This is a genomic window from Streptomyces sp. NPDC059455, assembly GCF_042750115.1.
GTDB lineage: Bacteria > Actinomycetota > Actinomycetes > Streptomycetales > Streptomycetaceae > Streptomyces > Streptomyces endocoffeicus.
Genome location: NZ_JBHYVB010000061.1, coordinates 17,048 through 29,761, shown reverse-complemented (window position 1 = coordinate 29,761; position 12,714 = coordinate 17,048). Strand labels below are relative to the sequence as shown.

Annotated in this window: 13 protein-coding genes; 6 read left to right on the top strand and 7 right to left on the bottom strand. The window is 70.2% G+C overall.

Annotation, left to right across the window (positions count from 1 at the left end; all coding sequences use genetic code 11):
- Positions 1-167 precede the first annotated feature (167 nt).
- The 6 genes from ACFXB5_RS22590 to mtrA form a co-directional block, all read right to left on the bottom strand.
- Positions 168-917, bottom strand: a complete 750-nt coding sequence (locus tag ACFXB5_RS22590) for a response regulator transcription factor (RefSeq protein ID WP_201857565.1) — start codon at positions 915-917, stop codon at positions 168-170.
- Between the two features lie 222 nt (positions 918-1,139).
- The gene (gene hpf, locus ACFXB5_RS22585; RefSeq protein WP_020870848.1) at positions 1,140-1,829 is read right to left on the bottom strand and encodes a ribosome hibernation-promoting factor, HPF/YfiA family; all 690 of its coding nucleotides are present in this window, start codon (positions 1,827-1,829) and stop codon (positions 1,140-1,142) included.
- 315 nt (positions 1,830-2,144) lie between these two features.
- A complete protein-coding gene (locus tag ACFXB5_RS22580) occupies positions 2,145-2,966 on the bottom strand; it encodes a ComF family protein (protein ID WP_385210717.1) in 822 nt (273 codons plus the stop codon).
- Between the two features lie 160 nt (positions 2,967-3,126).
- The gene (locus tag ACFXB5_RS22575; RefSeq protein ID WP_385210686.1) at positions 3,127-5,016 is read right to left on the bottom strand and encodes an LpqB family beta-propeller domain-containing protein; all 1,890 of its coding nucleotides are present in this window, start codon (positions 5,014-5,016) and stop codon (positions 3,127-3,129) included.
- Entirely contained in the window at positions 5,006-7,048 is a 2,043-nt protein-coding gene (gene mtrB, locus ACFXB5_RS22570; RefSeq protein ID WP_385210683.1) for an MtrAB system histidine kinase MtrB, read from the bottom strand. The genes ACFXB5_RS22575 and mtrB overlap by 11 nt, the downstream gene beginning before the upstream one ends.
- 1 nt (position 7,049) lies before the next feature.
- Entirely contained in the window at positions 7,050-7,727 is a 678-nt protein-coding gene (gene mtrA / locus ACFXB5_RS22565; protein WP_020870844.1) for a two-component system response regulator MtrA, read from the bottom strand.
- Positions 7,728-8,096: 369 nt separating this feature from the next.
- Between mtrA and ACFXB5_RS22560 the strand changes: the two genes are divergently transcribed.
- Positions 8,097-9,332 (top strand): helix-turn-helix domain-containing protein, encoded by a 1,236-nt coding sequence (locus ACFXB5_RS22560; protein ID WP_385210680.1) that lies wholly within the window; start codon positions 8,097-8,099, stop codon positions 9,330-9,332.
- The gene (locus ACFXB5_RS22555) at positions 9,329-9,892 is read left to right on the top strand and encodes a flavoprotein (RefSeq protein ID WP_385210678.1); all 564 of its coding nucleotides are present in this window, start codon (positions 9,329-9,331) and stop codon (positions 9,890-9,892) included. Before ACFXB5_RS22560 ends, ACFXB5_RS22555 begins: the two co-directional genes overlap by 4 nt.
- Positions 9,893-10,108: 216 nt before the next feature.
- Here the strand turns inward: ACFXB5_RS22555 and ACFXB5_RS22550 are convergent, their stop codons facing one another.
- A complete protein-coding gene (locus ACFXB5_RS22550; protein ID WP_020870841.1) occupies positions 10,109-10,495 on the bottom strand; it encodes a GntR family transcriptional regulator in 387 nt (128 codons plus the stop codon).
- A gap of 539 nt (positions 10,496-11,034) precedes the next feature.
- On the opposite strand from ACFXB5_RS22550, the gene ACFXB5_RS22545 reads away from it, so the two are divergent.
- The 4 genes from ACFXB5_RS22545 to ACFXB5_RS22530 all read left to right on the top strand — a co-directional run bounded on the left by ACFXB5_RS22545 (position 11,035) and on the right by ACFXB5_RS22530 (position 12,580).
- Complete coding sequence (locus tag ACFXB5_RS22545) at positions 11,035-11,163, top strand: hypothetical protein (protein WP_382960979.1); 129 nt, start codon at positions 11,035-11,037, stop codon at positions 11,161-11,163.
- A 13-nt stretch (positions 11,164-11,176) separates the two neighbouring features.
- Complete coding sequence (locus tag ACFXB5_RS22540; RefSeq protein ID WP_385210675.1) at positions 11,177-11,299, top strand: hypothetical protein; 123 nt, start codon at positions 11,177-11,179, stop codon at positions 11,297-11,299.
- A gap of 166 nt (positions 11,300-11,465) precedes the next feature.
- A complete protein-coding gene (locus ACFXB5_RS22535) occupies positions 11,466-11,657 on the top strand; it encodes a hypothetical protein (RefSeq protein WP_059143175.1) in 192 nt (63 codons plus the stop codon).
- A gap of 146 nt (positions 11,658-11,803) precedes the next feature.
- A complete protein-coding gene (locus tag ACFXB5_RS22530) occupies positions 11,804-12,580 on the top strand; it encodes a DUF4097 family beta strand repeat-containing protein (RefSeq protein WP_385210672.1) in 777 nt (258 codons plus the stop codon).
- Positions 12,581-12,714 lie beyond the last annotated feature (134 nt).

Here is a 12,714-nt window from a genome sequence, read left to right as displayed (position 1 = left end):
CGCGCGCGCCCCCCCCCCCGCGGCGGGGCGCGGCGCGCGCCCGCCCCCCCCCCCCGCCCCCGCGGCCCGGCGGGCCGCCCCCCCCCGCCCCCCCCCGGGGTTCGACCCCGGGATCCTGGGGTCCAGCTCCAGGCCCCGGGCTCCAGGCCCCGGGCGAGGCGAAACCCTCACCTGATCTCGAGGATCTTCTCCCGCATCGCGTACACCACGGCCTCCATCCTGGAGTGCAGCTGCAATTTCTCCAGAATGTTGCGCACGTGGTTCTTCACAGTGTTCTCGCTGATGAACAGCTCCTTGGCGATATCCCGGTTGTTCATTCCGGTCGCCACCAGCTTGAGCACCTCCAGCTCCCGGTCGGTGAGCCGGGGCGCGGGCACCAGCCGCCGCTCGTCGGTGCGCTGGATCATCGACTTGAACTCGGTCAGCAGCTTGGCCGCCATCGACGGGCTGATCTGCGACTGGCCGTCCGCCACCGCCCGGATCGCGGTCGAGACCTCGTCGGTCGAGATCTCCTTCAGCAGATAGCCCGTGGCCCCTGCCTTGATCGCGTCGTAGAGATCGGCTTCCTCATCGCTGATCGTCAGCATGATGATCTTGGCGCTGGGTGCCACCTCCTTGATGGCGGTGCACGCCTCGATCCCCCCGCGCTTGGGCATCCGCACATCCATCAGGACGATGTCCGGCAGCAGATCCGCCGCCTTGTCCACGGCCTCGGCCCCGTCCCCCGCCTCGCCGACGACCTGGATGTCCTCCTCCTGAGCCAGGACGATCTCCAATCCACGCCGGAAGAGCGCGTGGTCGTCCACGACGAGGACCCGAATCGGCTCCTTGCGCGGTTCGCCGCGCGGCTCGCCCCCGTCCGGACCGACGCCATGGTCTTCACCGGCGCCGGACACGGGCCCGAAGCTATCCGCCATCGTTCCTCCCCCTGAAGGCCGTGGCCCTTGCGGTCCGCACCCTGGGTGCACTCGGTCTGGCGTCAACCGGTGCTTGCGGTACACCGGTTGGCCGCGCGGCCATGATTTCATGCCCGGACGGCGGAATGGTCCCGCCGTGGTCGCACGGAGGTGCCCCGGGCGGCGCGCAGGCGTTCCGGGGCACCACTTACGTGTCAGGCTGAATTCGGCTGAATTTCTCGGTCAGCCACCGAGTGCGCCGCCCGCGCCGCCGGCTGCCTCTCCGACGAACGCTTCCGGCTGAAGATGAATCACCCCGTAGTCATAGCCATGCCGCCGGTAGACGACGCTGGGTCGATTGGTGTCGGAGTCGACGAACAGATAGAAGTCGTGCCCGACCAGCTCCATCTCGTAGAGAGCCTGGTCGAGCGACATGGGAGCCGCGGCGTGAGTCTTCTCCCGGACCACCAGGGGGCCCTCGCCCTGGACTTCCAGGGGGCCCATCCGGGTGGTGGGGACGGTCTCCGTCGTGCGCTGGGGGGCGATATCCCCATGCCCGTTGATGCGCGCCGCGTTGGGCACGGTGATGGCCACGTCGCTGGCCGGAATGCGACCGTTGCCACGGCGTGTATGGCGCTTGTCGTGCTGCTTGCGCATCCGTGCCTCCAGCTTGCTGGCCGCCAGGTCCAGCGCTGCGTACGGATCGGCCGCGGCGGCCTCCGCCCGGATCACCGGGCCCCGCGAGCGGAGCGTGATCTCCACTCGGTCGGCGCGGTCGGACTGCCGCGGGTTGTGTTCCTTGGACACCTCGACGTCGAGGCTGATCACCTTGCCGTCGAGCTTCTGGATCTTATCCAGCTTCAGCTTCTCGGCCACGTGCTTCCGGAACCGCTCGGGCACCTCAGTTTTACGGCCCTTGACGACGATGTCCACGCAGAACTCCGTTCCCGGGTAGCTCCAGTCAGTATCGGAGCGTCATCCCTTGTGCACTTGGCTCCGGCGTCTTCCGGAGCCACCGGCTTGGCGCTTTCAGCTCCTCCTTCCCACGGGGAGGATCTCAATCCTGTTTGTTCCAAGCCTCACCAGAATGCAGGCAAAACACGCCAAGCGGATGAGTGAGTCATAGCACCCGCCATTCCTCACAACCGAACATAGCTCGACCGGTCGGAAGTCGGCACCCCCTACCGGCCCGTACCTCCGATCAGGTGCTTTGCCGTGCTTACCACCTGCAACGATGCGGCTTCGTAATCAGTTCCGGTTGGTGGCCGTCAGGGGTGCCGCGACCACGGCAGCGCCGATGACCAGCCCTCCGGCCGCCGTCACCGCCCGCGCCGCCTCCGCGAGCGAGGCTCCTGTGGTCATCAGATCGTCCACCACCACTACCGGGCCCGCCACCAGCAGCCGTCCGCCGCCTGGGACCGCCCCCAGCGCTCCGGTCACATTGGCCCGCCGCTGCCGCGCGTCCAGCCCCGACTGGTCGGTCACCCGGCGCCGCTGGCACAGCACGGCCGGGACCCTCGCCGGGCGCCCGTCGGCGCGCAGCACACCCGCCGCGGCGAGCGCGATCCGCCGGGCCGGGTCATGCCCCCGGGCGCCCACCGAGCGCCGGGCCGACGGCACCGGCACCAGCAGCAGCGGCGCTCCACAGGGTCTCGCCCCCGGTCCGACACAGGGTCTCGTACCCGGTCTGGTCTCCCGTCTCGTACCCGGTCTCGCCCCGCATACCGCGCCCGATCCCACGGCCGACCGCCCTCGGGGCCCCGCACCGGGCCCGCCGCCAGGGCAGGCCGCCCGCACGGCTCTCGCCAGCGCCTCGCCCAGCGGCCGCGCCAGCCGGAGCGCTCCCCGCTCCTTGTGCGCGAGCAGCACGGCCCGCGCCTCGTCCACGTATTCCACCGCCGCATGGACCACCGGCAGCCCCGGCGGCGCCGGGCTCGGCTCCACCCGGCGCGCCCCGGAACCCCGCAGCGCCCCACGACAACGGTCACACAGCGTGCCGCCCGGCCGACCGCATCCGGCACAGTCGGCCGGCAGCACCAGGTCGGAGATCTCCTGCCACCAGCCCCGCATGAACACCACTGTCCCGGTGGTCACGCCCCCGCGCCACCCCCTGTGGACAACCGCGCACATGTGGACAACCAGCCACCCCCGATCGGTGTCCTGGCCTAACAGCCGGGGCAGACCCAACCAGGGCAGACCCAGACCTGGCGAGCAGACCTGGCGAACAGAGCTAGCCGGGATAGACCGGAGCCGAGCCGTCCTGATCCACGGTCTTCCAGTCGGTGTTCGGCAGCAGCCGCACGATGCCGTTCTCCCTGGTCTCGGCGATCAGCGGCCGGGTCTGGTCCTCCGAGGCGCCGATCGACTGCACACCGTTCGGCCCCGGCACCTCCGGGACGTTCGCCGGGGAGCCGTCCGACTCCACGTACTGGAGCTGCTGCACCCCGTCCGACTCCCGGCCCGCGACCACCAGCCGGCTGTCCCCGGCCCAGGAGAAGGTGTCCACGTCCTCCAGCTTCGGCGCGACCGCCCGCAGCGCCCCCACCGACAGCTTCGGAGCGTCCGCGGTGCCCCGCCGCTCGATCCGGCCGAGCCGCAGCGTGGTGTGGCCGGACCGCTTGACCAGCATCGCGATCCTGGAGCCGTCCGCGGACACCCGCAGCGCCGTGATCCGGCCACCGTCCAGCTTGGGCAGCCGCACCTCGTCCGCCGGTCCGGTGCCACCCCGCAGCCGCAGCAGCCTCGACTGCCGCGGATCGCGGTCGGCCACCCACAGCCCGCCCAGCCCGTCCCAGCTGGGCGCCGTCAGACCGTGCTCCACGCTGCCGCCCCGGCTGCGCACCCGCACCTTGCCGCGGTCGTCGCTGCCGGACGCCAGCTCGGTCACATACAGCGCCGAGCCGTCGCTGGTGACCCCCGCCGCGTCCCGCTCGTCGCGGGAGACCGCCACCGAGCCCAGACCCGCGTCACCGGCGCCGAACGGCCCCGGAACCGGCTGCGGCCGGTCCTCGTCGTCGGACAGCCGGACCATCCGGTTTTCGGAGTCCACGAAATACTGGTGGCGCGGATGGCCCTCGACCCCGTCCGGGGCATAGGCACGCGCCGCGTCACTGGAGAGGGCACACAGCTCCGAACCGTTCTGCCGCTCCAGCCGCACCCCGCTGACCTCGGACGATCCCTCGCCCAGATCCTGGACCGTGAACAGCGTCTGCGCCGCCATCCGGGCGCAGCGCGCCGCGCTGATCCGTGCGGCCCGCTCGTTCAGCCGGATCTTCAACGCGTTCGAGTCGTCCAGCGACAGCCGCTCGTCCCGGCGGCCGAGCGCCGCACCGCGCGGGAAGGAGCTGCTGACCACCGGCTCCAGCCACCCCGTGGGACCGTCCAGCAGCGCCTTGACGGTCGCGGTCACCGGGTCGATACGGCGCCGCACATAGACCGGATCGGCCACCAGCACGTTGTCCCCGGCCTTCGAATCCTCGGCGTCCGGACCGAGATCGGCGAAGTAGTACTTGTTGACCGAGCGGTAGATGCGCTGGAAGTCGGACTCGCCGAGAATCAGCCCCCGCGGCGGCCCGTCGATCCGCCACTCCGAACCGCTCAGGGTGAGATGGATGCGCTCCTCGTACGGCTGCTCATCCGGCTTGTAGGCGTGGGTCTCGTCCACGACGGCGATCCGCTTGCCCGACAGCACGACCGTCTTACCGTTGCCGTCCCGGTCGCCCGGGTCCGTCTCCACCCGCACATCAGGCGCCTGGTCCAGCACGGTGGTGGCCGCGAAGGGCTGCCACCGCTTGCTCGCGCTCTTGGTCAGGTACTCCTTCGCCGTGCCGAAGTTCTCCTCGTCGCTCGTCGTGGCCTCCAGGAAGCCGGAGACCAGCTCCGCGGGCTGCTCGCCCTTGCCCGGGCTCACCCCGTACACCCGCACCTGCGAGTCGACGTCGGAGCGCGGTGAGGAGTCCACCCGCCGCACATCGCCGCTGTCGGGCATCGAGGCGCAGCCGGACAGCAGCAGGGCGCCACAGGCCAGCAGCACGGGCGCGCTCAGGCCCCGGCCACCCGGGCGGCGCACCCGGCGGCGGAAACGGCGACGGTCAGCACGGTCAGCACGGTCAGCGCCCACGAGGGCGGCCCTCCCCTTCGTTCGATGGCGTCGGCCCGGCGGACGGCTCCTGGCCGCCCCGCGGCCCGTCGGACGGCGTCTCCGGGGTGCCACGCACCACCCGGGCCCCATTGCCCGGCAGGGCCGTCGGATCGGCGGACGGCGCCACGGCGTCGGCGGGCAGCGCGGACCGCGGCTGCGCGGGCACCGCCGCCAGCCGCTCCGCCGCGGGCTGCGGGGCCACGGCATCACTCGGACGGAGGTTGCGCCGGGAGTCCTCGGGCTCCAGGGGGATCGGCGAGCCACGCAGCACATCGCCCGCGGTACGCGGCAGCGTCAGCCGGAACTGCGAACCGCCCCCGGGCTCGCCCCACGCCTGGAGCCAGCCGCCGTGCAGCCGCGCGTCCTCCACCGCGATCGACAGGCCCAGGCCGGTGCCGCCGGTGGTGCGCGCACGGGCCGGATCGGCCCGCCAGAAGCGGTTGAACACCCGCGTCGCCTCGCCGGGCTTGAGCCCGACGCCGTAGTCCCGCACCGCGACGGCCACCGCGCCGCCCGCCGTCGCGAGCCGTACGACCACATCGCGGCCCTCACCGTGCTCCACGGCGTTGACCACCAGATTCCGCAGCACCCGCTCGACGCGGCGGGGGTCCGCCTCGGCGATCACCGGCGCCTCGGCGCCCCGCACCAGGATCCGGGTGCCCTTGGCCTCCGCGAGCGGCTCGGCCCCGTCGACCGCCCGGTGCACAACATCGCGCAGATCGATCGGCTCGGCCTCCAGCGCGGCCGCGCCCGCGTCGAACCGGCTGATCTCCAGCAGATCGCTGAGCAGCGACTCGAAGCGGTCGACCTGGCCCCACAGCAGCTCGGCCGAGCGCGCGGTGATCGGATCGAAGTCCTCACGCGCCTCATGGATGACGTCCGCCGCCATCCTTACGGTCGTCAGCGGGGTGCGCAGCTCATGGGAGACATCGGAGACGAAGCGGCGCTGCATCCGGGAGAGCTCCTCCAGCTGCTGGATCTTGAGCTGGAGGTTCTGCGCCATCTTGTTGAACGACTCGCCCAGGCGGGCGATGTCGTCCTCCCCGGTGACCTTCATCCGCTCCTGGAGCAATCCGGCCGCCAGCCGCTCGGAGATCCCCGCCGCCATCCTTACGGGCGTCACGACCTGCCGGACCACCACCCAGGCGATGGCCCCGAGCAGCACCACCACGAACACCCCGGCCGTGGCCAGGGTGCCCTTGACCAGGCTCAGGGACTTCTCCTCCTGAGTGAACGGGAAGAGGTAGTACAGCTGGTACGCGTCGCCATTGTTGTCATCCAGACGCTTGCCGATGATCAACGCGGGCTCGGCATCCCCGGAGCCCGCGTGCACGATCTTCCCGTAGCGCTCGTACGGCGCCGTCCGGCCCTCGTCCACCCGACGGCGCAGATCGGCGGGCACACTGTCCGGCTGCACATCGCCGGAGGTCCGCGGCCCCCGGCTGGCCACATAGGGCGTCTCGCCGGAGTCGGAGCTGAGCGCCACCACCGAATAGGCGCCCTTGCCGCCGCTGGCGAGCTGCTCCACCAGCGCGTTCAGCCAGGCACCGGAGTCCTGGGCACCGGCACCGGCACCGGCCCCGTCCTGGCCACGGTTGTCACTCTTGCGGTCGGCCATCTGCTCGGCCACCTCGAACCCGCCGACCGCCTGGCCCTGCGCCGCATGGCGCTTGGCGTCCAGCAGACCGTTGCGCACCTGCCCGATGACCACCAGGCCCAGCAGCAGCACCACACCGAGCGACATCAGCAGCGTGGTGGCCACCACCCGCAGCTGGATGTTCCGCCGCCACAACCGGGCAGCGGGCAGCAGCGGACGGCGCACCCACCGGCCGAACAGCCGGATCACCGGGTGGGCCGGCCCTCCGGACGCCCCGTCGGGCAGCAGCTGCCCGCCGCTCCACAACCTGCGCAGCAGCGGAATCTCGCCCGCCGGGTCGGGCCGCCCAATCCGGGCACCCTCCGGAGCCCCGCCGCCCGGACCACCGGGCTGCGGCGCCGTACCACCGGTCATCTCAGCTGGGCCCGGCCTTGTAGCCGACACCGCGCACGGTCACCACGATCTCCGGCCGCTCCGGGTCCTTCTCGACCTTCGACCGCAGTCGCTGCACATGCACATTCACCAGCCGGGTGTCGGCGGCATGCCGATAGCCCCACACCTGCTCCAGCAGCACCTCACGGGTGAACACCTGCCACGGCTTACGGGCCAGCGCCACCAGAAGATCGAACTCCAGCGGCGTCAGCGCTATCGACTGACCGTCCCGCTTCACCGAGTGCCCCGCCACGTCGATCACCAGATCGCCGATGGCCAGCTGCTCCGGCGCCGGTTCCTCGGAACGCCTCAGCCGCGCCCGTATCCGGGCCACCAGCTCCTTCGGCTTGAACGGCTTGACGATGTAGTCATCCGCCCCCGACTCGAGCCCGACCACCACATCGACCGTGTCGGTCTTGGCCGTGAGCATGACGATCGGCACCCCGGACTCGGCCCGGATCAGCCGGCAGACCTCGATGCCATCCCGTCCGGGCAGCATCAGATCGAGCAGCACAAGATCGGGCTTGGTCTCACGGAAAGCGGCAAGAGCCTTGTCGCCGTCCGACACGAACGACGGTTCAAAGCCTTCGCCGCGCAGCACGATGCCAAGCATCTCTGCCAGTGCGGTGTCGTCGTCGACGACAAGGACGCGTCCCTTCATATCGACATCATCCCATTTTCGCATCCGGACCATAGAGCAGGGTGACCTAGGCCACTTTCCATGGGCCGGTGTCGGCTGGTGTCGGTCATTGTCGGTGGGGTCCTGTCGCCGTTGATGTCAGCCGTGGATGTCAGGGCAGGCCCCGCCGCGCGGATCGGGCAGAGCCCGTCCATTGTGGCTGACCAGCGCCTATCGCCGTAGCGAAAGCCCAAACGTATGACCGCAGCACCCCGGACACAATGTCCGGGGTGCTGCCCGTTGCGCTGCTCATGCTGGCTTCACGCCGAGAGAGCAGACAGATCGCCTGTCCGCCCCGTGGGCGGATCTGTACCGTGAGCAACGCCCCTACTCGCCGGGAGGCAGCACGCAATGCGTGGTCTTGGAGATCACCTCAGCATCGGGGAACGGATCGCCTTCTACCGCAACCGCCGCGGCTACACGCAAGAGGTCTTGGCCGGGCTCGTAGGCCACAGCACGGATTGGCTGGCCAAGGTGGAGCGGGGCCGCCGGAAGCCGCCCCGCATCGACAAGCTCGGCGAGCTGGCGCGCGTCCTGCGGGTGCCGCTCGGAGACCTGATCGGGCAGCCCACGCTGCTGGAGGACGAGAAGCAGCAGGACGACGTCCCCGCCGTGCGCGATGCGCTCATGAGCCCGCGCCGCCTCTCTCGGCTGCTCTTCGGGCCGGAGGCCGAGGCACAGCTACCGGTGCCGGGGCCGGTCGTACCGATCGTCGAACAGCGCTGGAACGACTACCAGACCGGCCACTTGGGCAAGGTGGTGGCCGCGCTTCCTGGTCTCCTCCAGACCGCCCAGGAGCTGGAAGACCGGGCCGCACGCTCGCCCGAGGAACGGCGCGACTGCTGGGCCGTCTCCGCTCGCACTCACCATCTCGCCGCGACCACGCTCGCGAAGATCGGCGAATCCGATATCTCGTGGCTCGCAGCGGAGCGTGCCATGCGGGCCGCGGACGAGTCGGGTGATCCTCTCGTTCTGGCGTCGGCGGCCCGTTCGGGCACGCATGCCCTGCTGGCCAACGGCCGATACGACGACGCCATGGAGCTGGGCGAGACCACGGCGGTATGGCTGTCGTCACGCATAGAAGAGGACGACCCGGCCGCGCTGAGTCTGCTCGGGATGATCCACCTGCGGGCAGCCATCGCGGCGGCCCGCCACCAGGACCGGGCGACCACGACGAACCTGCTGGGCCGAGCCGAGACACTGGCAAACCGACTCGGCTCGGATGAGAACCACTGGCAGACCAGCTTCGGGCCGACGAACGTCGTACTGCACAGACTGTCGGCGGAACTCGACCTTGAGAACGTCTCGTACGTCGTGGAGCACGGGGACATCGACGTGGACCACATGCCGCCGGAACGCGGCGTATCCCACCGCATCGACTTCGCTCGCGCGCTCACGCTGGCAGGCAAGGGAGACGATGCCTTCACCGAGCTGCGGACCGCCGAAGGCACGTCGCCGCAGCTCGTGCGCAACAATCCTCGTGTGCGGGAGACGCTGCGAGACCTGATCAAACAGGCCCCGGTCACCGGGGGCGCTCGCTCGTCCGAGCTGTTCGCGATGGCCCAGCGATGCAAGGCGGTGCAGTGAGTACGAAGGCACGCGGAGTCCTCGGGGTCGTCGCCTCGGGGGCCGGCGGAGTGGAGTCCCTTCGCACGGGTCTGGTCGAGCCCGCGATGACGCGCGGCTGGCAGGTGGCCGTGACGCTGACGCCGACTGCGGGTGAGTGGCTGCGAACCATCGGCGAAGTCGAGCGGCTGGAGAAGGTGACAGGGCTCCCCGTACGGGACGCGCCCCGGTTGCCGGGTGAGGCTCGGCCGCACCCCCAAGTGGACTGTTACGTCGTTGCCCCAGCGAGCGCGAACACCGTCGCCAAGCTCGCGACTGGCGTCGCCGACAACCAGGCGCTCACGCAGGTCTGCGAGGCGATCGGCACCATCGGCCTGCCGGTCGTCGTCTTCCCCCGCGTCAACGCGGCGCACGCCCGGCATCCCGCGTGGCGGGGGCACCTCGCCGCCCTCAGTGAGGCAGACGTACGGCTTGTGTACGGACCGGAGGTCTGGCCGTTGTACGAGCCGCGCGAGGCACCGTCCGGCCGAGAGCTGCCCTGGACGGCAGTGCTCGACGCGGTGGACGAGACAGCCACCTGAGAACTCGTCAACCCGCCTGACCTGCAAAGAAATCGAACCCGGACAGTCTGTCCGGGTCCTTTTGCGTTGGCGCCCACATGCTCATTGGCATGTCAGGGAGCAACGAGCACCGCATCACTGAACTGGGCATGACCGCCGCCGAATTCGCATTGATCGAAGCGAGTCTGCGCACGGCGCGAGCGACAGCGGAGAACCTGCTGAGCCGCGCCAACACGCTCATTGAGCGGGCGGAGTCCCGTTGCCCTCGACAAGCCGCTCCAGGCGGTCAAGCCGGTCACCAAGCTGTCGGAGCGTCTCGTGAATCGTACTGAGTTCCGACGCCAGCGCGGTGAACGCCGGGCTACTGCCGGATTCGGTGCCAAGTGGCACAGCAGGATCGCGGACGAACGTTCCGCGCCCCTGCTGGGTGATGACCAACCCCTCGGACCGGAGCTGTCCGTAAGCGCTCTGCACGGTCATGAGCTGGACACCGAGCTGCTTCGCGAGCCCACGGGCTGCGGGCAGCCGGTCCCCCGGCCCGTAGACCTCGTTCGCAATGTCCTCGCGGAACTTCGCGGCGATCTCCTTGGCCGTCGGCTTGGGCGCGTCAGGGCTTAGCTCCATGTCACGAGCGTAGCTGTCCCAGGTCAATCCCCGGTTCGGCGAAGCGCCTTGACATCCAGATTGACCTAGGTCAATCTGGAATCGCAACGCCAACCGCCCCGAAAGGGGCCGATGGCTCGTGTTTGACCTGCACAAACGCGCCCGGAGGGCTCCGTGAAACGGGCCCAAAGGAAGCACTCGTTCCTTGACAACTCCACAGAGTGCCGACCCAGCCACATGCACACGTGTGGTCAATGGGTGCAGTGTCACCACCCCGACCGCCCATGTCGGGCCGGGTGACCTGTCCGGCGCGTCCTTCGGGGCGAGGCCGGCATCAAGTGATCTGAAGATCGCAGAACCTTTGCGGGCCGTATGAGCCCGTGCTGAGCACCAGTGCTCACGGGCCCCGACACCTCTGCCGCTCGCGGCTGTTGGTGCCGAGGTCCGCGGCTGCTCGTGCTCACGAGAAGTCGATCAAACGAAGCGGCCCCGCTAGGTGCGCCAACACCACGGCGGGGCCTCAGACCACATCACCTGACTCAGACAGGAGAACGGTCCTGATGAACAAGCGTATCGGCATACCCGGCGCCGTCGTCCAGCTCACCGAGGCCGAGCGGGAGGAACTGGCCCGCAGGAACGCCGAGCAGAACCAGCGCAGCGAGGCCAACGCCCGCGCGAAGCGCGGCTGAAGGGGGCAGCGCTATGCCGCGTAAGGACGCCTCCCAGACGCCGCCCCCGCCGCTGCCGCGCCGCGACCCCGGCGCGACCAACCCGCCGACCCCGAAGCCGCAGGGCTTCCAGGTCTTCAAGGGCGGCAAGAAGTAACTGCCCCCGCACCCCGCCAACAGGGCAGCCGCGACCCCGCGACTCGGGATGCGGCCGCCCTGTTGCGGTGCTCCGGGGCGGTGGCCTCCGGCCAAGACAGCCCACCGCCCCGGCCCATCCATCCGCCCGGCAGGCACGAGCCTGTCACCGCCGTAGAGGAGTAGCCGTGACCACGGCAATCCCGCGTCCGGCCGATCCGCGTTCGCCGCTTCAGGCGGCCCGCGATCGTGTCCGGGCGACTGCCCACCAGCTCGTCCACACGCACCTGCCCCTGCCACAGCGGCAGGAGCTGGCCGATCAGCACATCAAGAACCTGGCCGACCTCCGAGCGCTGGAGAGCGGCACAGCTCGCGACTGACGGTTGCCCGATCCGCCCGGCCAGTGCCAGGCGGTGAGGGGAGCTGGCTCAGCCCGTTCCGTTCACCCGGAAGCGGTGGCCTCCGGCCAAGGACAGCCCACCGCCCCGGTCCTCTTCCCCTTCCCTTACGTTCAAGGAGCTTCGGCATGACGGAGCGCACGTTCGAGATGACCATGCCCGGCCCGGTGGTGCTGGGCCTTCACCTGCCGATGGGCAGCGTCGATGCCCAGGTCATCGACAGTCTGTGCACGGCTCGTGTGGTGCTGAGTACCGATGACAGTTCGGGCCCGGCCGCGGACGCGGTCAACCGGACCCGTACCCGCCAGGACGGGCAGACCCTGGCGCTGGAAGTCCCGGAGCTGCCGGGCAACGTGATGACGCAGACCATCCGGGGCAACCGGATCGTGCAGCACATGGGCGTGGTCACCGGGTCCATGACCGGCGTGACCATCGTCAACGGCCGCGTCATCCACGGCAACGGCGTCCACACCACGACGACGGTGAGCGAGATCCGCGCCAGGGTCCTCCTGCCGGCGCGTTCCTCCCTCGCGGTGGTCTCCCAGTCCGCCGACGCCGTGGTCAACGGCTACGTGGACCGGATGGAGTTCCGCTCCGTCTCCGGTGACCTGCGGCTCAACGGCGCCTGCGAGCTGCGCGCCCAGACCACCTCCGGTGACCTGGACATCGTCCGGGTCACCGATCGGCTCAGCGCCCGCACCGTCTCCGGTGACATCGCCGTGGACCTCTACAGCGGCCACGACGCGGACCTGAACACCACCTCCGGTGACGTCATCGTCCGCGCAGCGGATGCCGCCTGCGGCTACCTGCGTGCGGAGACGGTCTCCGGCGACGTCCGCGTCGGCGGTAGTCGCAACCTGCGCGTGAGCGCGCACAGCGTCAGCGGCGACGTCTACACCCACTGACCCCCTTTCTGCCCTGCCCCCGGGGCGGCGGGCACCCGGCCAAGAAAACCCCCCCCCCCCGCCCCCCCCCAGCCCCAACGAACTACTACGCTCGTGAACATATATTGAATAAATCGGCCGCCCGTCGTGGGCAC